Source organism: Demequina sp. NBRC 110054 (assembly GCF_002090115.1).
Classification (GTDB): domain Bacteria; phylum Actinomycetota; class Actinomycetes; order Actinomycetales; family Demequinaceae; genus Demequina.
In genome coordinates this window covers 1467174-1492288 of the sequence record NZ_BBRK01000004.1, presented here as the reverse complement: position 1 = coordinate 1492288, position 25115 = coordinate 1467174, and the positions used below count along the sequence as shown (strand labels likewise).

16 protein-coding genes and 1 tRNA gene are annotated in these 25115 nt (G+C 71.1%); 6 read left to right on the top strand and 11 right to left on the bottom strand.

What is annotated here, in order from left to right; all coding sequences use genetic code 11:
- Positions 1–80 precede the first annotated feature (80 nt).
- The gene (locus B7K23_RS06820) at positions 81–1079 is read left to right on the top strand and encodes an SDR family oxidoreductase (RefSeq protein ID WP_084125596.1); all 999 of its coding nucleotides are present in this window, start codon (positions 81–83) and stop codon (positions 1077–1079) included.
- Positions 1080–1207: 128 nt separating this feature from the next.
- On the opposite strand, the gene B7K23_RS06815 is transcribed toward B7K23_RS06820, so the two are convergent.
- Positions 1208–1280: transfer RNA gene (locus B7K23_RS06815), tRNA-Ala, on the bottom strand.
- A gap of 181 nt (positions 1281–1461) precedes the next feature.
- The gene (locus tag B7K23_RS06810) at positions 1462–2469 is read right to left on the bottom strand and encodes an FKBP-type peptidyl-prolyl cis-trans isomerase (RefSeq protein WP_084125595.1); all 1008 of its coding nucleotides are present in this window, start codon (positions 2467–2469) and stop codon (positions 1462–1464) included.
- A gap of 287 nt (positions 2470–2756) precedes the next feature.
- On the opposite strand from B7K23_RS06810, the gene B7K23_RS06805 reads away from it, so the two are divergent.
- Together B7K23_RS06805 and B7K23_RS06800 are read left to right on the top strand one after the other, a co-directional pair.
- Positions 2757–4994 (top strand): glycoside hydrolase domain-containing protein, encoded by a 2238-nt coding sequence (locus B7K23_RS06805; RefSeq protein WP_084125594.1) that lies wholly within the window; start codon positions 2757–2759, stop codon positions 4992–4994.
- A gap of 17 nt (positions 4995–5011) precedes the next feature.
- Positions 5012–6328 (top strand): glycosyltransferase, encoded by a 1317-nt coding sequence (locus B7K23_RS06800; RefSeq protein ID WP_084125593.1) that lies wholly within the window; start codon positions 5012–5014, stop codon positions 6326–6328.
- Between the two features lie 339 nt (positions 6329–6667).
- Here the strand turns inward: B7K23_RS06800 and B7K23_RS06795 are convergent, their stop codons facing one another.
- The 3 genes from B7K23_RS06795 to glp form a co-directional block, all read right to left on the bottom strand.
- Positions 6668–7714 carry a hypothetical protein gene (locus tag B7K23_RS06795; protein ID WP_084125592.1) on the bottom strand — a complete coding sequence of 349 codons (1047 nt, stop codon included), beginning with the start codon at positions 7712–7714 and terminating at the stop codon, positions 6668–6670.
- A gap of 65 nt (positions 7715–7779) precedes the next feature.
- A complete protein-coding gene (locus B7K23_RS06790) occupies positions 7780–8361 on the bottom strand; it encodes a GNAT family N-acetyltransferase (protein ID WP_200809816.1) in 582 nt (193 codons plus the stop codon).
- 1 nt (position 8362) lies between these two features.
- Positions 8363–9583: a gephyrin-like molybdotransferase Glp gene (gene glp / locus B7K23_RS06785; RefSeq protein ID WP_084125590.1), complete on the bottom strand. Its 1221-nt coding sequence runs from the start codon at positions 9581–9583 to the stop codon at positions 8363–8365.
- Positions 9584–9692: 109 nt separating this feature from the next.
- On the opposite strand from glp, the gene B7K23_RS06780 reads away from it, so the two are divergent.
- Together B7K23_RS06780 and B7K23_RS06775 are read left to right on the top strand one after the other, a co-directional pair.
- The gene (locus B7K23_RS06780; protein ID WP_200809778.1) at positions 9693–10322 is read left to right on the top strand and encodes a 5-formyltetrahydrofolate cyclo-ligase; all 630 of its coding nucleotides are present in this window, start codon (positions 9693–9695) and stop codon (positions 10320–10322) included.
- 93 nt (positions 10323–10415) lie between these two features.
- Positions 10416–10619 carry an FmdB family zinc ribbon protein gene (locus B7K23_RS06775; RefSeq protein WP_084126225.1) on the top strand — a complete coding sequence of 68 codons (204 nt, stop codon included), beginning with the start codon at positions 10416–10418 and terminating at the stop codon, positions 10617–10619.
- A 253-nt stretch (positions 10620–10872) separates the two neighbouring features.
- Here B7K23_RS06775 and B7K23_RS06770 read toward each other — a convergent pair whose 3' ends face one another.
- Positions 10873–15399: a DUF4011 domain-containing protein gene (locus B7K23_RS06770; protein WP_084125589.1), complete on the bottom strand. Its 4527-nt coding sequence runs from the start codon at positions 15397–15399 to the stop codon at positions 10873–10875.
- 256 nt (positions 15400–15655) lie between these two features.
- Positions 15656–17578: an FAD-dependent oxidoreductase gene (locus tag B7K23_RS06765; RefSeq protein ID WP_084125588.1), complete on the bottom strand. Its 1923-nt coding sequence runs from the start codon at positions 17576–17578 to the stop codon at positions 15656–15658.
- 359 nt (positions 17579–17937) lie between these two features.
- Here B7K23_RS06765 and B7K23_RS06760 point away from each other — a divergent pair, with 359 nt between their 5' ends.
- Positions 17938–19506, top strand: a complete 1569-nt coding sequence (locus B7K23_RS06760; protein ID WP_159451348.1) for a methyl-accepting chemotaxis protein — start codon at positions 17938–17940, stop codon at positions 19504–19506.
- An 18-nt stretch (positions 19507–19524) separates the two neighbouring features.
- On the opposite strand, the gene B7K23_RS06755 is transcribed toward B7K23_RS06760, so the two are convergent.
- The 4 genes from B7K23_RS06755 to B7K23_RS06740 all read right to left on the bottom strand — a co-directional run bounded on the left by B7K23_RS06755 (position 19525) and on the right by B7K23_RS06740 (position 25096).
- Positions 19525–20883, bottom strand: coding sequence for a nitrate/nitrite transporter (locus tag B7K23_RS06755; RefSeq protein ID WP_084125586.1), 1359 nt, complete (start codon positions 20881–20883; stop codon positions 19525–19527).
- Between the two features lie 100 nt (positions 20884–20983).
- Positions 20984–22240, bottom strand: coding sequence for a lycopene cyclase family protein (locus B7K23_RS06750; protein ID WP_084125585.1), 1257 nt, complete (start codon positions 22238–22240; stop codon positions 20984–20986).
- A 139-nt stretch (positions 22241–22379) separates the two neighbouring features.
- Positions 22380–24356, bottom strand: coding sequence for an FAD-dependent oxidoreductase (locus B7K23_RS06745; protein WP_084125584.1), 1977 nt, complete (start codon positions 24354–24356; stop codon positions 22380–22382).
- A 215-nt stretch (positions 24357–24571) separates the two neighbouring features.
- Complete coding sequence (locus B7K23_RS06740) at positions 24572–25096, bottom strand: hypothetical protein (protein WP_084125583.1); 525 nt, start codon at positions 25094–25096, stop codon at positions 24572–24574.
- Between the last annotated feature and the right edge of the window lie 19 nt (positions 25097–25115).

Below are 25115 nucleotides of genomic sequence, written 5' to 3'. Positions count from 1 at the left end.
CGACGAGGCGGCCAGCCTACCGAGGGCGTGCGACAGTGGGATGTCGCACATCACTTCGAGCACGTGAGGCAAGGTGGCCCATGACACGACGAGTCCTCTTCATCGGCGGTACCGGCGTGATCAGCGCCGCGGTCGTGCGCGAGGCGCTGGCGCAGGGGATCGAGCTCACGGTGCTGAACCGTGGCTCCGGGCGGCGGCCGCTCCCGCCGGGGGTCGAGTCCCTCGTCGCCGACGTGCACGACCCGGCTGCCGTGCGCGCCGCGCTCGGCACCCGCGAGTTCGACTCGGTGGTCGACTGGGTGGCATTCACCCCTGAGCACGTGCAGGCGGACGTGGACCGGTTCTCCGGACGCACGGGGCAGTACGTCTTCATCAGCTCGGCCTCGGCCTACCTCACGCCCCCGGCGCGGATGCCCATCGTGGAGTCCACCCCTCTCAAGAACCCGGCATGGCCCTACTCACGCGACAAGATCGCATGCGAGGACCTGCTCATGCGCGAGTTCCGCGACCACGACTTCCCGGTCACCGTCGTGCGCCCCTCGCACACCTACGACGAGACGTGCGTGCCCTTCGATGCGGGATGGACCTTCGTCGAGCGCATGCGCGCCGGCAAGGAGGTGATCGTCCACGGCGACGGGTCGTCGATGTGGACCCTCACCCATAGCCGCGACGTGGCCCGTGGCGTCGTCCCCCTGCTCGCCAACCCCAGGACGATCGGTGAGGCCTACACGGTCACGTCGCACGACGCGCCGAGCTGGGACGCCATCGCGCATGCCCTGGCAGCCGCTGCGGGAACAGAGGCTCGGATCGTCCACGTCCCGTCGGACCAGATCGCCGCCGTGCATCCCGCCTGGGGCGAGGCGCTCCTGGGCGACAAGACATGGAACGCCATCTTCGACACCTCGAAGCTGCGCAGCGTGGTGCCCGACTTCCTCGCCACCACGTCCTTCGAGGAGGGTGCTCACGAGATCGTCGCCTGGCACGACGCCGACGAGTCCCGCCGCGCGATCGACCCCGTGTTCGACCGCCTCTTCGACAAACTCGCGGACAGGTTCCGCATTCCCGCCGGGCAGCGCTGAGAAGAGGTCCACGGACTCACGACGGCGTCGACCCCGTCGGGCTCATCGGCCACCCGCGGGCGGCCTCATCCCGGGCGTCGCCCAACAAAAAAGCAAGGCCGGGGATCAACCCGGCCTTGCCTGTCTCGTGGAGCTGAGGGGAATCGAACCCCTGACCTTCTCATTGCGAACGAGACGCGCTACCAACTGCGCCACAGCCCCATCGCCTCTTGCGAAGCGGATAACAGGATAGCACCCGTTCTGAGTGCAAGTCACACCGCTCGGCCCGGACGATGCGCGAGACCCGAAGGCAACCCCCGCATCGTCCATCCCGTGCTGGGTCCGCACGCGCGAGGGGCCCGGAAGGACGAATCCTTCCGGGCCCCTCGCGAGCGCGACGCGACTACTGCGCGTCGAGGATGTCGATCACGAACACGAGCGTGGAGTCCGCGGGGATCGTGTCGCTCTCCTCGTCGCCGTACGCGAGGTCCGGCGGGATGATCAGCATGATCTGGGAGCCGACCTGGACGCCGGTGAGGCCGTCGACCCAGCCCTGGATCAGCGACGAGGCCGACAGCGTGAAGGACGAGGCGTAGCCGCGGTCCCACGAGGAGTCGAACTGCGTGCCGTCCCACAGCCAGCCGGTGTACTGGACGGTGAGGGTCTGACCCTCCTCGACCTCGTCGCCGTCGCCCTGGATGAGGATCTCGGACACGAGCTCCTTCGGCTTCTTGTAGTCGCCGTCCTCGAGGTCGATGCTCGGGGCGCCGGCGTCGGACAGCGTCACCTGGGGCAGGCTCTCGTCCTGCTCCTGGACCTCACCCGAGGCCTGGAGCGGGGTGGTGTCCTCGACGGTCACGGCCATCACGAGCGAGTAGCCGTACGACGAGTCGAGGGTGCCGTACAGCACCTGGGCGCCGACGTGGGCGCCGAGCAGGACCTCGTACAGGTTCGGGTCGAGGGCGTCCTCGGAGACCGTGAGGACCTCCTGGTAGCCGGTGTCGTACGTCGAGTAGTACAGCTCCGGGCCGGACTCTTCCTCGGTCGCGTCGGCCGAGGCCGAGGCGCTCGGGGTCGCCGAGGCGCTCGCGGTGTCCGTGGGCTCGTAGTAGATGACGTACGACACGGTCACGCCGAGGCCGTCCGTGATCTCGTCGCCATCGCCGTCCGCGTGCAGCAGCGCGCCCGTGTCGGAGAACTCGAGGCCGGACTCGTAGGACAGGACGGGGATGCCGTCCTCGCCGTCCGTCCAGGTCACGCCCTCGAGCGCGGCGACCGTCTCGGCCGACGTGTCGGCGGAGGCGGAGGCGGACGCCGTGGCATCGGTCTCGGTGTCGCTGGTGCAGGCGCTGAGGCCGACAGCGGCCAGAGCGAGGACCGCCGCAGCGGCGGCGGGACGTCGGAAGTTCACGTGGTTCTCCGTGTGTGATCGGGATGCATCTGGCCTGTAGCAGCAACGCGCGCAGTCCAGACCGGGTTCCAGCGTACGCGCCGCACCAACGGCCGCGGAACAGACCCTGCCACGCGAAACTCCGAAAACGCGCAGAGCCGTAAGGGATCGAGACGATTCCCACACTCGCCGAACCGTTTCATGCCGGACACGACTCCGAAACACCCCGAACACAGACGGCCTTTACCGTTCATTTAACGATGCGGGCAGTAGACCCGCCGACGGATCCCCGGGAGGGGGGTGAGCAGATGCTCGAGAATGTCGACCCGTTCAACGGCACCGAGGTGACGGATCTGCCCGCGCCCTCGCGCCTCGCCGCCACCTGGTGGTGGCCGAAGCCGCAGGTAGGAAACACCCACCCGGGCGCGTGCCACCCGCTCGGCATGGTGAGCGCCTGCGCCTTCTCCGGCGCGTACCCCACCGGCTATGGGCTCTACGACCTGTCGACAGAGGGCGTCCCCCGGAAGATCCACGACGAGTACGTGGCCTCGGGCTTCACCCACTTCCAGCAGTCGGGCACGGGCGCGATCCGCAAGTACTACAACTACTTCCGCGTCACCCCGATGCTCGAGCCGCTCGACGGCCTCGGCAAGGAGTTCGTGCTGACCGACGAGGAGGCGTCGCCCGGCTACTACGCGGCGACGCTCGACAACGGCGTGCGCGCGGAGATCACCGTGGGCCCGAAGTCCGCGGTGCACCGCTACACGTTCCCCGAGCACAAGGACGCGCGCGTCGTCGTCGACATGTCGACCGGCGGGCTCACGATCCCCTACTCGGCGACCGTGCCGCTGCGCGCGTACCTCGAGTCCCTCGAGCCCGGCAAGGCCCAGGGCCAGATCGTCGTCGAGGGCGCTCCCCTGTCCGTCTACCTCGAGTGCGACGCTCTGTCGTGGCGCCAGATGCTCTGGTACGACCGCCGCCTGATGCCCGCGGGCGCGCGCCTCGACCTCGACCACATCCGCCCGACGACGCTGCGTCCGTTCGGCCTCATGTGGGCCGGCCCGTCGCTCGCCGGCCAGACGATCGAGTTGCGCATGGGCTTCTCGCTGCGCGGCGTCGAGCAGGCGCGCGAGAACCTGCGCCGCGACTGCGGCACGGGCCAGGACCGATTCTCGAAGCGGCTGTCCACCACACGCTCCACGTGGACCGACCTGCTCGACAGCATCCAGGTCGAGACCGAGTCCGACTCGCGCCGCGAGGTCTTCTACACCGCGCTCTACCACTCGCTCGTGAAGCCCTGCTTCGCGCGCGACGAGTCCCCCTTCTGGCCCACCGAGGGTCCCTTCGTCTTCGACATCTCGACGATGTGGGACATCTACCGTACGCAGCTCCCGCTGCTCACCGCGCTCCAGCCTGGGAAGGCGATCGACCTCGCCAACGCCCTGCTCACCATCTGCGAGCAGGAGGGCAACCTGCCCATCGGCTACCGCATGGCGCGCGGCTCGGACCGCTTCTCGAGGCAGGCCTCCGCGCTCGCCCACACCTTCCTCGCCGATCTGTGCCAGCTCGACATCCCCGGCATCGACTGGGACTGGGCGCTGGTCAACATGCAGGCGGACCTGCGCCGCACCTATGGCGAGGACTTCCTGCTCACCGGGCGCGCGCACCCCATCTCCCACACGCTGGACCTCGCCTTCGCCTACTGGTGCACCGCGAAGGTCGCCGACAGGGTCGAGGACAAGCCGCTGGTCAGCGAGCTCACCTCGCTCGCCGGTCGCTGGCGCAACGCGTTCGGTGACGACGGGCTGCTGCTCGACTCGAACTTCTACGAGGGCACCAAGTACAACTACTCGTTCCGCCTCCTGCACGACATGGCCGCGCACATCGCCGACGTGGGCGGGGACGAGGCGTTCGTCGGGCTTCTCGACGAGTTCTTCGGCTTCGGCGCCGAGCCCATCACGCAGCCCGGCGTCGACCCGAGCCCCGAGGAGATGGCGGCCGGCTACGCGCTCGGCCGATTCGAGGGCCTCAACAACGAGCCCGACATGGAGGCCCCCTGGGCCTACCACTACGCCGGCCGACCCGACCGGACCGCCGAGGTCGTCCACGACATCGTCCACCAGCAGTTCAGCACCGGACGCGGCGGCATGGCAGGCAACGACGACTCCGGCGGCCTGAGCTCCTGGTACGTGTGGGCGAGCCTCGGCCTGTTCCCCGTCGCCGGACAGAACCTCTTTCTGCTGCACCCGCCGGCGTTCGAGCGCGCCACGCTCGCGATGTCGCGCGGACGCCTCGTCATCGAGACCGAGGGCTTCGTCGAGCCCGCGCCCGGCGGCCCGGTGCAGCACGTCCAGTCCGTCACCTTCGACGGCGAGCGCGTGCCGTCGTGGATCGACGGCACGCGCCTCCATGCGGGAGGCACCCTGCGCTTCGTGCTGGGCTCCGAGCCCAGCACGTGGGGCACCGACGAGCGTCCGCCGTCGATGCCCGACCCCGTCGCGACGCCCGTCGCGACGGCCCCCGAAAGCACTGCCAGCACTACCTGACACCCGAGGAGGCAGCCATGACCCACGAGATCAACCGACGTTTGGTGATCGTCGTTCGCGCAGATCCGGTGATCTGCGGCCATAGCGGTGAGGCGCGCAACCTCGCCGAGGTCGCGCTCACCCGTGGATTCGACGATGTCCGCATCGTCACCTGGCCGCTGGATCGCCTCGAGGAATCGGGCCTGCCCCTCAAGCCGCTGGACACCGTCCTGCCCTACTCGCCCGGCATCACCGTCGAGCGTCCTGGCCCCGTCGGCGGATACAAGATCCCCGACGGCCGCTTCCTCGCCGGCATGGTCGGCCGCCTCGTGGAGCTGTTCACGGACGGCGTGCCCACCGTGTGCCTGTCGCTCTACCTCCACCCGCACACCACCGCGGTGTCGCAGGCGATGAGGATCGCCCGCTCCACCGGCCTGCCGGTGAACGTCACGACGATCGCGGAGGCGGTCGGCTCGGACATCACCGACGTCGTGCGGTCGGCGGTCGATCACGGCGAGTTCGGCGCGGCCGCCGCGGTGCTCTCCGACTACCTCGGCCAGGACCACTGCGTCGCGGTGTCGAAGTACACCAAGCGCGTGATCGTCGAGTCCGCCGCGGAGCTGGACGCGATGTACGGCACGTCCTTCGCCGCCCAGTGCGAGGAGCGCGTCGGCATCTCCTACCCGGCGATCGACACGTCGTCCTACCTCACGCTGGACCCGAGTGAGACGGACCGCTACCTCGCCGGGCGCGGGCTCGAGCGCGGCAAGTACGTCCTCTACCTCTCGCGTCTGCAGAAGGCCAAGGGCGTCGACGACCTCATCCGGGGCTTCGCCGCCTCCGAGGCGTGCCGCACCCAGCAGCTCGTGATCGCGGGCCGTGGCCCCGACCTCGACTACTTCCGCAAGGTCGCGGACCGCACCGAGGCCGCGTCGCGCATCCACTTCCTCGAGGACGTGGGCGACGAGGAGAAGCCGCACCTCATGTCGGCCTGCTCGTCGTACGTCCTGCCGTCGAAGCCGGCGCCGGAGTTCACGGAGACCTTCGGCATCGCGCTCGTGGAGAAGATGCTCGCCGGCGGCGGGCCCGTCATCACGTGCGACACGGGCGGCATCCTCGAAGCCGTCGGAGACACCGCCGTGGTGGTGCCCTCGGGCGACGCGAATGCGATCACGGTCGCGCTCAACGCGTGCGCGGGTGGCCTCGACGACGCCGACCGCGAGTGGTGGGAGGGCCGTGCGCGCGAGTACGGCATGCAGTTCGATCGCGCCCGGGTCTTCGACAACCTGTTCACCAACCTGACCGGCGAGGTGCCCCTCCAGCTCATCGCCAACGGGCGTCGCGTGCGGGTCTGACCCTCTCTCGACCCAGCGTCAGCGCCGGTGCCCCACGGGGCGCCGGCGCTTTCGCGTCCCGGCGTCCGCATCGTCCCTGCCTCAGCATCGTCCCGGCGTCCTCGCCGACTCCTGGTACAGAACTGTCCAGTAGGGCGCGGTCCCGGTCCCAGAACGACACTGAGCGTCCAGTGGCGCGCACGTCCTCGCGAGCGCGTCCCAGTGGACGCTCAGTGTCGCTTTCGGCGCCCCGCTACGTCCCAGTGGACGCTTCTGTACCGCCGAGCGCCCGCGAGGCGCGGCGAGACCGCGGAACGGCGAGGGGAAGGCGCAGGAAGCACGGCAGGCGACGCGAGAGGCTCAGGCCGACGCGCGGCGGCGGGCCAGGATCTTCTCGAGCGAGCCGGACTCGGGGCGAGCCTCGGCGGCGGGCTGCTGCGCGCCGTAACGCTCATCGGCCCAGCGCTCGGCGACGGCCGCCGCACGCGTGTAGTCGTCGTCGTCGAGGGGACGAGCCTGGCGCTGACGCACGGTCGGCTTGAGGGTGTAGGCGGGCGCCGGCATCGCTTGCGGGCTCCAGCCGGAGTCGTCGTCGAAGGCGTCGCTGTCGACGATCGAGCCGGTGCGGACCGGTCCGGTGTCGGCGCGCGTGCTCTCGGCCGCAGGCGCGGCCTTCTCCCGCACCTTCGGCGCGGGAGCGGACAGCGGGGCGAGGTCCTCGGTCGTGACGACCTTGATCGCCTGGGTCTCGAGCTCCGACGGCGCGCTCTCGCGGCCCTTCGAGCGATCGAGGCTCACACGCTTGAGTGCCTGCGTCGCGGTCGCGGCAGCCTCGACCTCGCGGGCGACCGCGAGGACATGGGCGTCGGCCCGGCGCTGCGCGTGCGCGGTGCGCGCACCGACGACGACGAGGCCGGCGAAGCCCGCCGTGAGGAAGGCCGCGATGACCGCGGGGAAGCCCAGGATGACGAGGCCCCACGCGATCGCGCTCACCGTGGCAGCGCCGAGGGTGACTCGAGCGCGGCGGCGGGCCTGCGCGCGACGCTCGGCGAGGATCGCGGACCGGTCGCGGCGCAGCGCGAGGCGCTCCCGCTGGGCGAGGGTGGCCGCGCGGTCGAGCGGGGTCGCGGGACGGGACACGTGAGTCGAGCCGAGAGCGGCGACGGAGGCGCGAGCCTCGCCCGTCACGAGGAGGGGGACCTCCTGCGAGGACGATGCGGAGGCTGCGGCTGCCTCGCGGACGGCCTGCACGCGCTTCGCGGTGGCCTTGACCACGCGCATGTCGGCGGAGAATCGATCCTCGGTGCGGACCAGCGCGTACTCGCCGCGCTCGCGAGCGCGCTGCGGGATCACATACGCGATCACCATGCCAAGCGCGACGATCGCGAGGAGTCCTGCTGGGATCATGACACGACGGTAGAGCCAGAGGACCCCCGGTGACGGGAGAATCGTCGGCGTGTCAGGAGTGTGTGCTAGGACTGCGCGCGTGGCCACGTGTGCCACGGCCTCGGCTCCTGCGACGTGAGCGCGAAGACGCGGTGGTCCCGCCACGCGCCATCGATGTAGAGATAGCTGCGGCGAAGGCCCTCATCGCGGAAGCCGACCTTGCGTGCGACGCGGATGCTGGGCACGTTGTCGGGGCGCATCGCGATCTCCAGGCGATGCAGGCCCTGCGCGAACGCATAGTCGGCGGCGAGCGTCACCGCGCGGGGTGCGATCCCCTCCCCTGCACGATGCTCGGAGACCCAGTATCCGATCGAGCCGCCGCACTCGGGGCCCCACGCGATGCCGCTGACACTCACCCTTCCGACGAGCTCTCCGTCGACCTCGATCACCATCGGATACGCGGTGGCCCTGCGCCACTGGCGGCCTTCCTCGCGGACCATCTGCCCGAACGTCATCGACCGCGACTTCTGGCCCGGCGGGGCCATCGCCTCCCAGCGCTTGAGCCAGTCGCGATTGCGTTCGCGAAGCCCGAGCCATCGACGCTCGTCCCGCCACCGCAGTCGCCTCAGGACGATGCCGTCGCGGAACAGCCGGAGCTCGGTGGACACCTCACCGCTCCCACGGGTGGCAATGGACGATCGCGTCCCTCTCGATCGCGGTCGCGTCCTCGTTGACGAACATGAGCGCGTCGGAGGCCGCGACGTCGGCGAGCGTGACCACTCCGGGCTCCCCCACGGGCACTGCCCAGGGAGTCTCGCCGTGGGGGACGAACCGCACCGGCACTGCCTCGGTCGCCCCGCGCACCGAGTCCACATGTGCGGCGAGACGTGCGCGGACCGCCTGAGCCGCGCGCTCGCGGCCGCTCATCGCGAGCAGGGTCTGCCGCACGTAGGCCTGGAATCCGACAGCGGCGGCGGACGGTCGCCCCGGCAGCGCGATCACCGGCACGCGGCGGTCGCCGCCGGCGTCCACCCAACCGAAACCGTGGCGAGCGCCCGGCAGCAGCGCGAGATCGACGACCTCGAACTCTCCGCGCTGGGCGAGCACCTCGGGAAGCGTCTCGCCGCGGCCCCCGGAGAGGCCTCCCGTCGTCACGAGGACGTCGGCCCTCACGAGCTGATCCTCGATCGCGGCGGACAGCGCCATGCGGTCATCCGACACAGGGCCCACGCGGAACGCCCGCGCACCCGTGTCGTGCGCCATCGCGGCGATCATGTGGCCGTTGGACTCAGCGACGCCGCCGCGCGCGGCGCCAGGGTCCACGAGCTCGGAGCCCACGGCGATCACGACGACGCGCGGTGTCGGGTGAACGAGGAGCCTGGACCTGCCGAGCGCCGCGGCGACCGCGAGCTGCCGGGCGCCGATGCGGGTGCCTGCGGGGACGAGCACACGGCCGGTCTGGAGCTCCGATCCCGGCTGGCGCACATGCGCGCCGGCGGGGATCGCCTCCTTGACGACGACGCGCGCGACACCGCCGTCGGTCGCGGAGACAGGGACGACGCAGTCCGCGCCGTCGGGGAGGAGCGCGCCAGAGCCGACGCGCGCGGCGGTCCTGGCCAGGTGGCGGCGAGGCGCGAAGGCCTCGACGCTCACATCGTGGGAGACGATGAGCGTCACCGGCTCGCTCTCCGAGGCGGTCGCGACATCCTCCGCGCGCACCGCGTAGCCGTCGCAGCCCGCGACCGGGTGCGCGGGCACGGGTCGCTCGGCGACGAGGTCCTCCGCCAAGGTCGAGCCTGCCGCATCGGCGATGAGGACATCGAGGTCCGGGACAGAGGAGAGCGACTCGGCGACGATGCGGCGGTGCTCGCCCAAGGACCTGCGGATCATGAGTGCATTGTCCTAGCCCCGGGCGAGCCTGCGCACGCCGCCACACCGCTCACCCGCCGGTCACGTTCGTGTCATGAGTCGGTAATGAGTGTGTGGAACGATGGTCGGTATGACGCAGATGTCCTCCCAATCCTCGAGCCCGCTCGAACCGGAGGATGCGAAGGCCTCCCTTCGCACGAACCTTCGCAAGGCCCGCCAGCACCGCTCGCCGAGGCGCATCGCGGAGCACGCCGACCAGCTGCGCGACCGCGTGATGGCGATCCCGACCGTGGGCGGCGCCTCGTGCGTCTCCGTGTACGCCTCGCGCCCCCACGAGCCCGGCACAGGACCGCTGATCCAGGCGCTCCACGAGCACGGCGTGAAGGTGATGATCCCGTTGCTCGGCGACGGGCTCCAGCGCGGATGGGCCTGGTACCAGGGGGTCGAGGACCTCATCGAGCGCGCGCCCGGTCGACCTCCGGAGCCCTCCGGCGAGTTCCTTCCGTTCGACACGCTCGCACAGGCCGACGTGGTCATCGTCCCCGCGCTCGCGGTCGACACGAGCGGCACCCGCCTGGGGCAGGGTGGGGGCTGGTACGACCGCGCTCTCCCGCTCGCCGCCGAGGGCGTGCCGTTCATCGCGCTCACCTACGACGACGAGGTCTTCGACGCGCACGAGGCTCCGCTGCCGCGCGAGCCGCACGACATCGGCGTGCACGCGGTCGTGACCCCGTCGAGCGTCACGCACCTGCCCGGCTGAGGGCTCCCTGCCCGCGCCGCTGAGGGCCCGCTTCACCCCTCGTATACCCCCGTGGGTACCCAGGGATCGCGTCGTCGGGTTAAGATGCCGCTCATGCCGAAGTACAGCTATGCATGCACCGTGTGTGACCACCGTTTCGAGACGGTGCAGTCGATCCACGCTGCCTCGCTCACGGAGTGCCCCGAATGCCACGGCGAGCTCCGCAAGATCTTCGGCAACGTCGGCGTGACGTTCAAGGGTTCGGGCTTCTACCGCACCGACTCGCGTTCTGCCGCGACCTCCGGCGCCTCTGAGTAGCGCCCCCGTTGCGGCACTGAGCCGCAGTCGTGCACCGCGCCTTCGTCTAGGCGGGTAGCTACCGCCCCGCGGCCGTCACCGTGAACTTCTGCACGCACCTGTGACGCGTGTGGAAGCAGCGGCTCAGGAGGAAGCACACACGGAACTTCCGTCGCAGCCTTCACAGCCGCGTGCAGAACTGTACGAGCGCATCGATCTCCTCGGCTCCGGGCGGGGCGGCGGGGCTGCCGACGCCGTGCGGCGCAGCTGAGGATCACCAGTGCGGCGGCTTGTCCCCACGGATCTCGTCGTCGCGGCTGCGGCCCGACCCCGAGCCACCCCAACCGGCGTCCTCGTCCTCCCACGCGCGCGTCGGGATGAGCGGGCGATCCGCGCCGCGGGCGACCTGAGGTGCGGGGACGCCCGACGGCGCGGTCGGCTCGTCCTTCGACTCCGGCTCCGACACGTCGGCACTCTCCGCCAACTCGGCCTCGACCTCGGCGTCTTCGGCCGTCGGCTCCGGGTCGACGGCGGAGGTCTCCTCTGCAGGCGACTCATCCTCGGGCGAGGCAGCCGACGGAGTCACGGGCTCGGGCGTCTCGCGCCGCAGCGGGACGGCGAGCTTGGGCGCTCCGAACCCCATCGAGGCCGCGGGCTTGAGACGCGGCTCCGGCTCAGGCTCGGTCTCGGGCTCCGGCTCCGGCGCCGCGTCAGCCTCAGCCTCAGCCTCGACCTCAGTTGCGATCTCAGGCTCAGCCTCGGTCTCCGCCTCGGGCTCCGCGTCGACCTCAACCTCAGCCTCGACCTCAGCATCAGCCTCGGCCTCAGTTGCGGTCTCAGGCTCCGGCTCCGGCTCCACGTCGACACGCTGCGCAGCGGCAGCCCCGAGAAGCATCGGGCCGAGTCCGAGCGTGAGCGGCGCGGTCTCGGCGGGCGCCTCCTCGGGGGCGTCAGACGCCTCCACAGCCTCAGGCTCCTCCGGCTCGAGCTCGGGTCGCAGCTCGGCGACGATCCCGGTCGCAGCCGTGTCGTCGAGCACGAGCTCCTCCGCGGACTCCACGACCGGCACGCGCTCGACGTCCAGGTCGAAGACCTGCTGCCCGTCGATCTGCTCGTCGTCCTCGGAGGCGTCCTCGACGACCTCGGGCTCCTCCTCGCGCAGATCGGACGGAGCGATGTGCGGGAGCGAGATCGACGCGGTCACCGCGGGCGCCTCGGTCACGGACAGCGCGTCGAGCACGTAGCGCGCGGCGGCCTCAGGATCCATGAACACGTCGAGCGTCCACAGCGGCAGTACGGTCCAGCCGAGCGCCTCGAGCCGCGTGCGCTGCCAGCGCACGCGATCGCGCAGGCTCGCGGACATCGCGGTCGATGCCTCGTCCGTGACGACCGCGAGACGGTAGCCCTCGTCGTCGGGCCGGCCCACGACCATGGGGATCGAGTCCGAGCCGGACCCGTAGCGCAGCCGCACCTGGCAGTCGTACCGGCGCAGTCGCGCCGCGATGTCGGCAAGCAGCCAGTCGGTGGGCGCCGGCTCGCGGCGCTCGGAGGGCACGACGGGGCTCGAGGCCGCGACGAGCAGCTGGCGCAGGAGCGCCACGCCGTGACCGGCGTCGGCACGCACCGCGATGTCGTCGAGGTGGGTCGGCGTGAGCGCGTTGAACACCCAGGTGCGCTCCTGGCCCGCGACGAGCGCCTGGGTGAACGCCTGCTCGCCGCCTTCGGCGCTGAGGGCGCCCAGACGACGCGGCACATCACCTTTGTCGTCGCACGCCCAGCCCCAGCTCATCACCACGTCGTCGACCGAGTAGCCGGCGGCCTCGCCGATCACGACGATCGGGATGAACGCGCCGAGGTGCTCGTCCCTTGCCTCGAGCGCCTCGCGCAGCCTCAGCGCGTGGAGCGGGTTGCCCGCGACGACGAGGATCGAGCGCGAGGGCTCGTCCTCGATCGAGCGCACGAGGTGGTCGACGACCGTCCTCACCTCGAGCGGGGTCGTCTCCACCTCCGCCATCCCGGCGGCGGGGGTGCCGGTCGTGTCGAGCAGCTGGACCGCGAGGGACTCGGGCTCGCCAGCGGCGGGCAGACCAGACAGGGAGCGCCCGTAGACGACGTCCTGCAGCACCCCGGTGACCCGCGGGTCGCGAGGCTGCGGCAGCGCGGGCAGCGTGACCTGGGGAAGCAGGTGCGCGAGCGCGGCGACTGCCGACCTGGTCGCCGTGTGCGCGTCGCCGATGACGACCACCTGCTTGGCGCGCGCGATCGCGGGCACGAGCTCGGCGAGCGCGAGCGACTCGGAGGCGACCACGACGAGCACATCGAGCACGCGCGTGGGAGGCATGAGCCGCGACACCTGCTCGGCGCGCACGAGGCTGACCGGCCGCAGCGCGGACACGAGCGGCTGGAAGTCCTGCCACAGCTCGCGGTAGGTCGCCTCAGAGCGCTCGACGAGCAGGGCGAACAGGTCGCGCGCCATCTCCGGGTGGCGCGCGATCGCCGCGCGTCGACGCTCTGCCGCGGCGCGCATGAGCGGCTGCACGCGCGACTCGGAGAACTCGCGGTCCCTGCGCTCGAAGTCATGGACGGCGTCGGCGAGCGCGCCGTACTGGGTGAGGCGCGGGTCGGCCTGCACGATCGCGTCGAACGCGGCCGCCCACCACGCGAACTCGAGGTCCACGCGGACCTGCGTGAGGTCGGGGTCGGTGCCGTTGAGTCCCTCGATGAGGAGCCCGAAGCCGGCCTCCTCGAGATCGACGCCCAGGGGCGTCTCGGATACCTGCTCGATCGCGGCGGTGAGCCCGCCCGCGAGGCGCTCGAGCGCCGAGTTCATGCGCTCCCAGGACGTGGACGGCAGGTCCTGCTCTCCGCTGACCTTCGCGACGGCCTCGGCGATCGTGGACCACGCCTCGCCGGCCTCGTCGAGGCGCGAGCCGTAGAGGTCGAAGTCGTCGGGGACGACGGGCCACCCACCGGCGGAGCAGTGGGCGCGCCAACGCACCGAGACGTCGTGCGCGGCGACGAGGTGATCGTGAAGCTGGTCCTTGCTGCGACCGGGCCGCAGCAGCTCCACAGCACGACGCACGAGCGCCTTGCGGTCGCGCCGCGGCATCCGCTCGTGGCGCGTGGAGCCGTCGGGGGCGGTCGCCGCGACGAGGTCGTGCAGCGACCGGTGGAAGACGGCCGGTGAGAACACCTCGAGCGTGTCGCGGATGTCCTCGAAGAGCCGCACCTGATCGGCCCACGTGGTGAGGTCGGGCGCCTCGTCGACCCCTGTCTCGTGGGACGCGGAGGCGGCCTCGAGCCGCATCTTCGGAAGGTGGCGCGACAGCAGCGCGCCGAGCGCCTCATCGAAGCGGACGCCCTCCTCGGGCGAGTCGGTGACGTCGCGCCACCACGCGTCGCGCGGGGCATCGGGCGTGGGAGCATCGACCACGGGGATGGCCGAGGTGGCCGAGCCTCCCATGACCTTGAGGTGCAGCGCCTGGGCGACGGCCGAGAAACCGCGCTCGGCGACCAGGAGGCCGGCGTCGGGACCGAGCCGCACGGTGGTGCTGGGCTGCGGCTTGCCGGTGGTGAGGCGCACGAGCGCCTGCACGGCCTCGAACGCGCTCACGCCCCAGGGCCGGTGGACCCGGTGCAGCGCGTCGAAGCGCGCGTGCAGACGGTAGCGGGCGGTGAGCAGGTCCTCGCCCTGCTTGCGCAGCATGTCGTCGTCGACCGCAGGAGAACCCAGGGTGATGGCCTCGAGGAGGCGAGTGCGGGCCTCCGAGTTCCAGGCCTCGACGGCGGCGTCGATCGCAAGATCCGACGTGCCCTGCGCGACCATGCGCGCGTGGATGTCGTGGAGCATCGCCTCCTGGCCCGCGACGACGCCGACGGTGCGGCCAGAGGCGGCGCCGTCGGCCGCGATCGCCGCGGCCATGCCGGCGCTGTCGGCGCCGGGCGGCGACTGGAGGAAGACGTGCCTGCCTGTGGCGATGAGGTCGAGCGCGGCGAACTGCGCATCGTCCAGGTCTCCGAGGCCGCGCTCGGCGAACGGGTCGCGGTCGCCGACGGGGAACGCGGGCAGCGGCATCGCGAGGCTGCCCGTCGCGTCCTGGTCGCCCGAGGCGGCGACGAGCACGTCGCTCGCGGCGATGACGGTGTCGAGGTCGTCAAGGTCGTCGAGGAGCCGCTGCTCGGGGTCGTCGAACACGCCGAGGACGAGCCGCTCGGGCGCCTCGAGGGACTCGCCGAACAGGTCGGTGCGCTCGCTGACCGCCTCCCACAGCGGGCGGGGGTCGAACTCGTGGCCCGAGCCGACCGCGGGCATCGTGCGAGCGATCGTCTCCTCGTCGCCCCGCGCGCGCAGCTCGGCCGCGAAGACGGGGTTGACGCGGGCCTCGTCGTGAAGCGTGAGGAGGACCTCGCGGTCGCGCCCCTGCTCGAGGCTCACCGGGCGCAGCAGCAGCGGCAGCTCGCGGCGGTGGCCGTCCTCGTCCCACGACACCGTGCCGATCGCGAGCGCGACGGTCCAGGCGCCGGTCGCGGCGTGGATCCGCGAGCCCTCGGCGAGCATCCGTCGGGTGCGGCCGAGGGCCTCCTCGCGCGCCTCGCCCTCGCGGATCAGCTGGGTGATCGGGGTCGGACGGCCGGCGAACAGCGGCGCGAGGCCGCCCGGGTGCGCCGAGCGCAGATCGACGATGTCGTGGCTCGAGCCGGCGAGGTCGCGCAGGGAGGACTCGGAGGAGTGCTGGCGCAGCTGATCGCGCCATTCGCGGAGCGCGTCCGCGACAAGTGCTCTGCCGATGTAGTCCGTCACGGGCTCAGCCTAGGAAGCGTCGGAGTCGTGTGCCGGTTGCCACGCCGCCCGCGCGTCCGGTGGGGCGGCGAAGGCGCTGGAACCGGGGGGATTGGTGGCGATATGGACGATGCGCGCCCACTTGCACAGCCGACGCGCACCGTCGAGGTCGATTGTGACGCTCGGCCGAGTCGCGCGTCAATTCCGTTTCCGGGGACGACGACGGGGGCCCGGCCATGGACCGAGCCCCCGTCGAGAGGTGGAGCGAGAGGAGGCGCTACAGCGCGAAGGCCGCCTCGAACCCGGCGTTGATCGCGTCGCCGACCTTGGCGGGCTTGACGCAGTCGCCGACGGCGATGCCGCCGCGTGCCTGAAGCGCCTCGACGAGCGCGGTCGCGGGGCGTACTCCGAAGGCGGAGACCACGGTGTCGGCGGCGATCTGGACGGGGCCGTCGGGACCGTCGACCTTCACGCCCTTGTCGTTGACCTCGACGACCTTGTGGCCGGTGAGGAGCGTGACGCCCTGCGCGGCGAGGTCGCGCAGCAGCGTGATGCGGTTGATCATCAGCAGGTCGGGGGCGATGCCGTCGGCCATCTCGACGACCGTGACCTCGTGGCCCTTCTCCTGCATCTCGAGCGCGAAGTCGGCGCCCGACAGGCCGCCGCCGCACACGACCATGCGCTTGCCGAGCTCGGCGCCCAGGTGGGCGTCGATGACCTCGACGACGTTCGGGCCGTCGAGGCCCGGGATCGGGGGCGCGAGGGGCGTGGTGCCGACCGCGATGATGATCGCGTCGGCGCCGTCGAGCTCGGGCGACTCCGCGGTGATCTCGGTGCCGAGGTGGACCGTGACGGGCAGGCCCTTGAGCTGACGCTCCCACCAGAAGATCATGGAGCGGAGCTCCTTCTTGAACTCCGGGGTGGCGGCGGGCCACAGGACGCCGCCGAGCTGGTCGGCCTTGTCGTAGACATCCACGGTGTGACCGCGCAGGGCCGCGACGCGCGCCGCCTCGAGACCCGCAGGACCGGCGCCGACGATGACGACGTTCTTCTTGGTCTGCGCGGGCGTGAGGACGCGCTCGACCTCGAAGCCGACGGTCGGGTTGACGGCGCAGCCGAGGGGCTGGCCGACGAACGCGTTGCCGACGCACAGCTGGTTGCAGCGGATGCACGGGCGGATGTCCTCGCGGCGCCCCTCGGCGAGCTTGGCGCCCCACTCCGGGTCCGCGATGAGGGCGCGGCCGATGCCCGCGAAGTCCATCTCACCCGACGCGATGGCCTCCTCGGCCCGCTCCGGGGTGAGGTTTCCGCAGCCGAGGACGGGGATGCTCAGCGCGTCCTTGAACAGCCTGACGGAGCCCATCATGCAGTTGTCGCCGAGGTAGTAGGGCGGGAACACGTAGTCCATCGCCTCGTACGAGCCCTCGTCGATCATGAGCAGGTCCAGTCCAGCCTTCTCGAGCTCCTTGGCGATCTCGAGCGACTCCTCGACGCCGCGGCCACCCTCGAAGTGGTGGTCGACCGACAGACGGAAGCTCACGGGCAGACCGGGCGCGCCCTCCTTGACGGCGGCGATGATCTCCGCGGCGAACCGGCAGCGGTTCTCGACCGAGCCGCCGTACTCGTCCTCGCGGCGGTTCCACACGGGGGACAGGAACTGGTCGATCACGTAGCCGGTGTGGCCGTGGATGTCGATCGCGTCGATGCCGGCCTTGGCGCAGCGCTCGGCCGCCTCCTTGAAGCGCTGGACGATGACCTTGATCTCGTCCGTCTCGAGCGGACGGCACTTCACGTTCGGGTCGAGCCAGTGGCTGTTGTCCGAGGCGGAGATGGGCAGACGCTCGGGGTCGATGTTGTTGATGTTGCGCCCCAGGCCCGCGGTGAGCTGGACCGAGACCGCGCCGCCGCGGGCGTGGAACGCCTCGGCGAGCTTGACGAGACCGGGGATCGCCGCGTCGGTGTCGACACGACCCAGGCCCTCGTTGATGACCTCGTAGTCGTCGGTCACGGCGTTGATGCCGGTGCACACGAGACCCGCACCCTTGGCGCGCTCGGCGTAGTAGGCAACCTCGCGATCGGTGAGGTGGCCGTCGTGGTCACCCATCTCGGTGCCCATCGGCACCATGATCACGCGGTTGCGGAGCTGGAGGTTGCCGAGCTTCACGGGCTCGGTGACGTGAGAGAAGGTCGTGGTGGTCATCGGTGACTCCTGGGGCAGCGGTTTCCGGGTCTTGCCTGCTGGACACGTGGCAATTACTGATCAACATATGGCCAATACATCGCGCCGCCTCGGGACCACCGTCCCGATGTGACGCGGCCCACGCATGGACCTCAGGGCACCTCGCCCATGCCGGGCGCCGTACAGCGAGGGGGGGGGCTTCCAGGGACGATGCCCAGCCGCCGCCCGCTCACCCGTCGACGAACAGAATGACGGCTGTCGACTACAGCTCAACCGTGAGGGATCCGGGCCGATGGGAGGGCGAGTCCGGGCGCCCCTGCGCGCACCTCCATCACTCGGGATGCACCTCGCATCCCGCACGTCCCCCCCCTGGAGCACCCATGTCCTTCCTTCGCACCCCAGGCGTCGTCGCCCAGATCCAGGCAGCCACGCTCGGCGGCGCCGTCGTCACCGGCGTCGTCGCCGTCGTCTCCGTCATCGGCATCGGCTCCCTCCAGCAGGTGCGCGACTCCGAGCTCGAGCAGTCGGTGCCCTACGTCATGGGCCTGCAGTCGATCGCGCTGTCCGCGAAGGCGGCTGCGAACGACGAGCGCGGCTACCTGCTGACCGCGGACCAGGAGTTCGCGACCGAGGTGCTCGAGCGCTTCGAGACGATCGACGGGATCATCGAGGACTCGCGCGCGCTCGCCGCGGATGACGACCAGCTCGCCGCTCTCGACGAGCTCGCAGCCGAGCTCACGACCTGGGAGGACGCGCTCGAGGCGGAGTTCGCCCTGTACCTCACCGACCCCGACACCGCGGTCGAGACGGCGCTGAACGACAACCGTGCCCTGCGCAAGGTCTACGAGGAGACGCTGGCGGAGATGATCGCCGACGGTGAGGCACGCATCGCCGAGGGTCAGGGCTTCGCCGCGCAGGTCCAGCAGCTCCGGATCGTGATGGCCGCTCTCGGAGTGCTCGCCTTCGTTGCGGGAGCGACCGCAGGATGGTTCCTGTCGCGCCGCATCAAGCGCGCGGTGACCACTCAGGTCGAGGGCCTCACCGCCCTGGCTGACGGGGATCTGGCGCACCGTGTCCCTGTCACCTCGTCGGACGAGTTCGGCCAGATGGCGGCCGCGCTCAACACCTCTGGCGAGCGCCTGTCCGCGGCGCTCGGCGCCGTCGCCCAGTCCGCGAACACCGTCCTCATGACCTCGGAGCAGCTCCGCTCCACCGCGTCGTCGATCTCGGAGGACGCGACCAAGTCGGCACAGCTGACCTCGACCGCAGCCGGCACGTCTCAGCGAGTGAGCCAGGACGTGCAGGCGGTCGCGACCGGAGCCGAGGAGCTCGGCTCCGCGATCGCCGAGATCGCCCGCAACGCGGGAGACGCCGCCGAGGTCGCCGCCCACGCTCGCGAGGTCACCGCACGCACCACGGAGCAGATCGCGCGGCTCGGCGCATCCTCGACGCAGATCGGCTCGGTGGTCCAGATCATCAACCAGATCGCGGAACAGACCAACCTTCTCGCTCTCAACGCGACCATCGAGTCGGCGCGCGCAGGCGAGGCGGGCAAGGGGTTCGCGGTGGTCGCGGGCGAGGTGAAGGACCTCGCCGGCGAGACCGCGCGTGCCACCAAGGACATCGTGAGCCAGGTCCAGGCGATCCAGGTCGACACCGAGGCGGCCGTCGCGGCGATCGCGGAGATCTCCGAGGTCGTCGAGCGCATTCAGAACTACCAGGGCACGATCGCGTCGGCCGTCGAGGAGCAGGCGTCGGTGACGACGGAGATGAACCGCGGCCTCGGCGACGTGGCCACGGGCTCCGGCGAGATCGCCGGCACGGTGGACTCGGTGGCTCACGATGCGGAGGAGTTCATGGCGGCTGCCGCCACGACGCTTCAGGGCGTCGAGGCGCTCGACACGCAGGTCAGCGAGCTGCGGGCCGTCGTAGGGAACTTCCGCTTCTGACCATGGCAGGGGCGCCGATCAGAGCCGACGCCCCTTGCGCAGGGCATCCCGCAGCGGGGGCACGACGACACCCGCGGCAGCCATCTCGGCGCGCGTGAGCCGACGGTTGCGCAGGATGCTGGCCACGCCCAGGACCCACGGGATCAGCAGCGCCGCGAACGCGAGCCGGTACTGGTCGAGCGTGTAGACCGAGGCCCCGTCCGGCGACGCGACCTGGAGCACGAGCCCGACGAGCAGCACCGACACGATGGTCGACACGAAGCCGCCCATGTTGACGAAGCCCGTCGCGGTGCCGAGCTGTGCCTTCGGCGCGAACGTGCGCGCATAGTCCATGCCGATGAGCGAGACGGGACCCCCCGCACCCACGATCGCCATGAAGATCATGAGCTCCCACATCGGGCGAGGCGTGGAGGGGATCAGCAGCACGATCCACGCGAGCAGCGTCGCAGTCGCGGAGCCGAGCACCATCCAGCTGCGCCGCAGGGGATGGCGCGCGGTGTAGGCGCCCGCGAGGGGACCGGCGACCATCTTGGCGATCGTCAGCACCGTGAGCAGCGCCGAGGCCTCCGCGCGAGACAGCCCCTGGGCTGTGACGAAGAACGGCACTCCCCACAGCAGCGCGAGCGTGTTCGCGGAGAACAGGCTCGTGAAGTGCGTCCAGAAGCCGAGCCGTGTGCCCGCGGGGCTCATCGCGAGCCTCACCTGGGACACGAACCTCTCCCGCTCGGGTCCCGCGACGGCGCCCTCCGATCCCGGCCCCTCCGCGACCATCGGATCGCGACGGCCAGGACCAGCTCCGGGAGGCTCGCGCACACCGATCGCGGCGATCAGCGCGACCACCAGCCCGATGCCTGCGAGCGCGGCGAAGGCAGCCGTCCAGCCGAAGGCGGCCAGCATCCAAGCGACCGGGATCGCGGTCGCGAGCTGACCCGTCTGGCCGACGAAGCCCGTGACCTGGACCATGATCGGCGCCCTCCTGGGCGGGAACCAGTGGGCGACGAGTCGGCACGCCGCGATGAACACGGGAGCGTCGCCGGCGCCGAGCAGGATGCGGGCCCCGAAGGCCATGAGGTAGTCGTCGGAGAAGGCGAGCATCAGCTGACCGAGCGCCATGACGAGCGAGCCTGAGACGATCATGCGCTTCGCGCCGAAGCGGTCCAGCATCGCGCCCGCGGGCAGCTGCAGCGCGGCGTACGTCGCGATCTGCGCGACGGAGAGCATCGCGAGTCCCGTCGCCTGGATGTCGAACCGCTCGAGAGCCTCGACTCCGGCCACACCGAGGGCCGTCCGGTGCACGACTGCCAGGAAGTACGCGGAGATCGCCGCGGCCATGACGAACCAGGCGGCGCGGGGAACGCGCTCTGGGGTCTCGGTCATGACGGTCCTCCGTGCGGACGGCGGCGGGGTCCGGGGCCTCCTCAGGGTAGCCCGCGAAGTCCGCGCGGATTACTGCGATGGTCCCGCCCTGGCGCCCCGGTCAGAGCCGCGTGCGGCCCGCGAAGGTCCTCCCGTACGCGCGCGGGAAGACGGAGTACGGGAGCCGCGCGCCGAGGCTCAGCTGCTGTCGCAGCGGCAGGTCCTCGTCGAGGAACCTCAGCAGCTGCTCGGGCGTGGCGCGCAGCAGCAGCTCCTCGAGGACGCGGCGCGCGCCGTCAGGGTCCTCGCGCACGGCGGTGAGGAGTGCACGGTCGAGCCGGGCGTACCACCGGGACGATGCGGGTCCCCGGACGTCGACGCCGTCGCCTCGCGCTGGCGCCTCCCCTCCCCCGGCGGGCGTCGCATCGTCCGCACCCCTCGCATCGTCCCTCGCCCTCGCCGCGTCCTGGACCATCGCGGCCGCGATCCTCGCGCTGTGCGCCTGGATGCGCGCGAAGGCGTAGCCGGTGCTCGCCTTGACGGCGCCCGCGGGGCTGCCGAGGAGCGTGAGCCCCGCGACTCCCGGCACCGATCGAGCGGGGACGTCCAGCGGGATGGTGCCCCCCTGGACCACGGACCACTCGGCGTCCGGCGCCCCGAGGACCTCGTCGAGGTAGCGCAGCAGATGGGGCTCGTGATCGATCTCGCCCTCCGCGCCGCCGCTCGCGAACACGGTCCTCTCGACGAGTGCGACCCGAGCGGATGTCGGCAGGACATGCATGAAGGCGACTCCGCGGTCCTGGGCCGTGCGGAAGTCCATGAAGGTCACGAGATCCCTTGTGAAGATGTCGCGATCGGACCACACGCCCCAGCCGAGGAAGTCCAGGTGCGGCCCCGCCACCGCATGCCCCGGGACCGCGAGCCCGACACTGTCGAAGACCTGCGGCGACCTGATCAGCACGCGGCTGCCGTCGGGAGCACGCGCCTCGACCTCGACGCCCTCCCTGTGCCTTCGCATGCCTGTGGCGGTGCCGGCGACCCACTCCACCGCGTGCACGGACTCTCCCGGGGCGGTCGCGAAGGCGCGGAGGTCCTCGCCGGTGATCGTGCGGTACGCGTACGGGGCGAGGTCCAGGTCGCGCGTCCAGTCCTGCCCCGCGACGCGCGCGCGTCCATGCACCACGGTCGCGTGCGCGTCGAGCAGACCCTCACCGGTGGACCACCATGCCCAGTTGCGCTCGGCCAGAGGCGTCGCGCCGTCGTCGACGACCACGACCGTGCCGCGCCATCCGGCGCGTCCCAGGTGCGCGAGCAGGGACAGCCCGGCCGCGCCGACACCCACGATCGCCGCGTCGGCGCGCAGCAGGCGAGAGTCCATGAGGGTCCCCCTTCCTCCCCCAGTCTCAGGCCCTCAGGGTGACTCTCGCAGGCGAAGAACGGAAACCGCCACGCGGCATCGGGACGACACGGGGCCCGGACGCATGCGCGCCCGGGCCCCGCGGTCAGCCGATCTGCGGTCAGTCCGTCGCGACGGGCTCCGTGCCTGCGAGGTTCGCCGCGGTGAGCAGCGGCAGGTCGGTGCCGAGCGTGCGGGCGAGCTGGAAGCCGCCGTGCACCGCGGACAGGATGCTGTCGGCCTCGACCGCGTCACCGATGACGGAGACGTCGATCTTGCCCTCGAGCCTCGCGAGCAGCTCGTCGTTCGGCGTGTAGCCGGCGGCGATCACGACCGTGTCGGCGTCGATCGTGGTCTCGGCCCCGTCCTTGCTGTAGGTGAGGCCGTCGTCCGCGATCTGCGCGACGCGCGCACCGGTCACGAACTCCAGGTCCGAGTCCTCGAGCAGCTGCGCGAGCGCGAGCTCGTTGTTGCGGCAGTGCTCGACGGTCGCGAGGATCTTCTCCTCCATCTCGACCACGGTGACCTTGTCGGCGGTCTGGGCCATCATCGCGGCAGCCTCGCAGCCCACGAGTCCGGCACCGATCACGACGACCCGCTTGCCGTAGCCCGCACGCCCGGTGAGGACGTCGTTGGCCTTGACGACGGAGGCGCTCTCGATGCCCGGGATCGGGGGCATCGTGTGGCGGGCGCCGGTCGCGAGCACGACCTTGTCCCAGCCGCCCAGGAGGATCTCCTCGGCGGTGCCGTCCTTCATGGTCTTGACCTTGACGTTCGAGGCGAGGGTGCGGTTCACCATCACCTCGGCGTAGTCCTTGACGTCGGACTTGAACGACGGGCCACCGGCCGCGAAGAGCGTGCCGCCCAGTCGCGGACCCTTCTCCCACAGCTCGACCTCGATGCCGCGCTCCGCAGCGGTGAGCGCGAACTCCATGCCGCCGGGGCCGCCTCCGAGCACGAGCGCGCGGGTGGGAGCCGCCACGGGCTCCATCGGGTTCATGTCCTCGGCGTAGCAGCGCGGGTTCACGGCGCACACGTAGTGACCGCCCTTGAAGCCCGAGAACAGGCACTCGTTGCAGCCGATGCACGGCGTGATGTCGTACGCCTTGTTCTCGGCGACCTTGTTGACCCAGTCGGGCTCGGCGAGCGCGCCGTGGCCGAGGCCGATGAAGTCGCCCTTGCCGTCCGCGAGGACCTTCTCGGCGACGCCGGGGTCGTTGAGCTTGCCGGTCGTGAGCACGGGCACGGTCGCGATCTTCTTGACCTCGGCCGCGAGCCACGACTGCAGCGCCTGGGGCTGGTACACGGTCGGGATCGCCTTGTACCAGGCCTCGTAGCAGCCCATGTCGACGTGCAGGGCGTCGATGCCGGACTCCTGGATGAGGCGCGTCTGCGCGAGGCCCTCCTCGAGCTCGCGGCCGCCGGGGACGCCGTGATACGGCGTGTACTTGTACAGGATCGGGAAGTCGGGGCCGACCGCCTCGCGCACGGACTTCACAATGTCGAGGCCGAACTTCATGCGGCCCTCGAGGTCGCCGCCGTACTCGTCCTCGCGCTTGTTCCACAGCTCCGAGGAGAACTGGTCGATCAGGTAGCCGCCGTAGCCGTGGATCTCCACGGAGTCGGCACCCGCGGCCTTCGCGACCGCGGCGCCCTCCCCCATCTTCGCGACGAGGTGCTGGATCTGCTCGACGCTGAGCGGCTCGCACATGAGGCCCGGGAACCAGTAGGACTCGACGGCGCTGGCGGCGAGCGGCGCGACCTCGGCCGCGAACGGGAGCTGCATGCGGCCCAGGCCGGGGGTGAGCTGGATGCACAGCTTGGCGCCAGCCGCGTGGATGCGGTTCGCGAGCTCGGCGATGCGCTCCTGAGAGTGCTCGCTACCGATGATGTTGCAGGCCTTCTGCTCGTACTCGGTGGTCACCTGGTTGGCGCCGGTGATGATGAGGCCGAAGCCGCCGAGGGCCCGCTCCTCGTAGTAGCGGATCGACCGCTCGTGGAACGAGCCGTCAGGCTCGGTGGTGGTGCCCATGGGAGCCATGAACACGCGGTTCTTGAGCTCCATGGTGCCGATGCGTCCTGCCTCAAGCAGCTTCATCGAGAGTTCCCTTTTCTTCCGGGGCGCCGACGCTGGTCGTGGCGCATCCGCCGGGGAACGGGTGCGAGCGGCCGTCGTTGGTCGCTGTGGGTGGTGTGCCCTCAGCATCTCTTGGACACCCGTCAAAGCGCGCGGGACCGAGGTCCCGCAAATAGGCACGCGTCAATCTGACGCGTCCACCTTCCAAGGCCCGGAAGAGGCGCGTGCAGCCGCCGCTACTCGCGCGCCTTCAGCTTGCCGAGCTTCACGACGAGCGAGCCCTGGTGCGCCTCGACCACCTGCGCGGGCGTGAGGGTGAAGCTCCTGCTGTACGTCTGGGAACCGTAGACGGCCTGCACCTCGAGGTCGACGCCCCCTGACCGGCCGACGAACTCCTCGAGCACCATCGGGTCGTCGATCTCGAGCACGAACCTGCCGTCCGCGTCCACCTCTGCGGTCGCGACGTCCCCCAGCTGAACCTCGTCGCCCTCCTCCATCTCGGCGAGGTCCTCGCTCGGCGGCCACGCCACGAGCGAAGCGAGGGCTACATCGCCACTCTCGGCGCCGCCGAGAACGAGCCGCCCCTGGACGACCGACACCTCGCCGGACTCCGCGAGCGCGGCGCCCGCGGCCGCATCGTCGCCCCCGAAGAGCTCCTGCACGGCCAGCACCGCGACCACCCCGATGACGATCGCGGCGCCCACGACGACGCCGAGCCCACGCCAGCGCGCGTGCGCACGACTCTCCCCACGAACTGCCACAGGACCCCCAGCCGTCCCC

Excerpts from the sequence above, each read along its gene's own strand:
- B7K23_RS06760 (WP_159451348.1), top strand. The coding sequence starts at position 17,938 with ATGTCCTTCCTTCGCACCCCAGGCGTCGTCGCCCAGATCCAGGCAGCC.
- glp (WP_084125590.1), bottom strand. The coding sequence starts at position 9,583 with ATGATCCGCAGGTCCTTGGGCGAGCACCGCCGCATCGTCGCCGAGTCG.
- B7K23_RS06820 (WP_084125596.1), top strand. The coding sequence starts at position 81 with ATGACACGACGAGTCCTCTTCATCGGCGGTACCGGCGTGATCAGCGCC.
- B7K23_RS06780 (WP_200809778.1), top strand. The coding sequence starts at position 9,693 with ATGACGCAGATGTCCTCCCAATCCTCGAGCCCGCTCGAACCGGAGGAT.
- B7K23_RS06765 (WP_084125588.1), bottom strand. The coding sequence starts at position 17,578 with ATGACCACCACGACCTTCTCTCACGTCACCGAGCCCGTGAAGCTCGGC.
- B7K23_RS06775 (WP_084126225.1), top strand. The coding sequence starts at position 10,416 with ATGCCGAAGTACAGCTATGCATGCACCGTGTGTGACCACCGTTTCGAG.
- B7K23_RS06755 (WP_084125586.1), bottom strand. The coding sequence starts at position 20,883 with ATGACCGAGACCCCAGAGCGCGTTCCCCGCGCCGCCTGGTTCGTCATG.
- B7K23_RS06750 (WP_084125585.1), bottom strand. The coding sequence starts at position 22,240 with ATGGACTCTCGCCTGCTGCGCGCCGACGCGGCGATCGTGGGTGTCGGC.
- B7K23_RS06805 (WP_084125594.1), top strand. The coding sequence starts at position 2,757 with ATGCTCGAGAATGTCGACCCGTTCAACGGCACCGAGGTGACGGATCTG.
- B7K23_RS06745 (WP_084125584.1), bottom strand. The coding sequence starts at position 24,356 with ATGAAGCTGCTTGAGGCAGGACGCATCGGCACCATGGAGCTCAAGAAC.
- B7K23_RS06795 (WP_084125592.1), bottom strand. The coding sequence starts at position 7,714 with ATGATCCCAGCAGGACTCCTCGCGATCGTCGCGCTTGGCATGGTGATC.
- B7K23_RS06800 (WP_084125593.1), top strand. The coding sequence starts at position 5,012 with ATGACCCACGAGATCAACCGACGTTTGGTGATCGTCGTTCGCGCAGAT.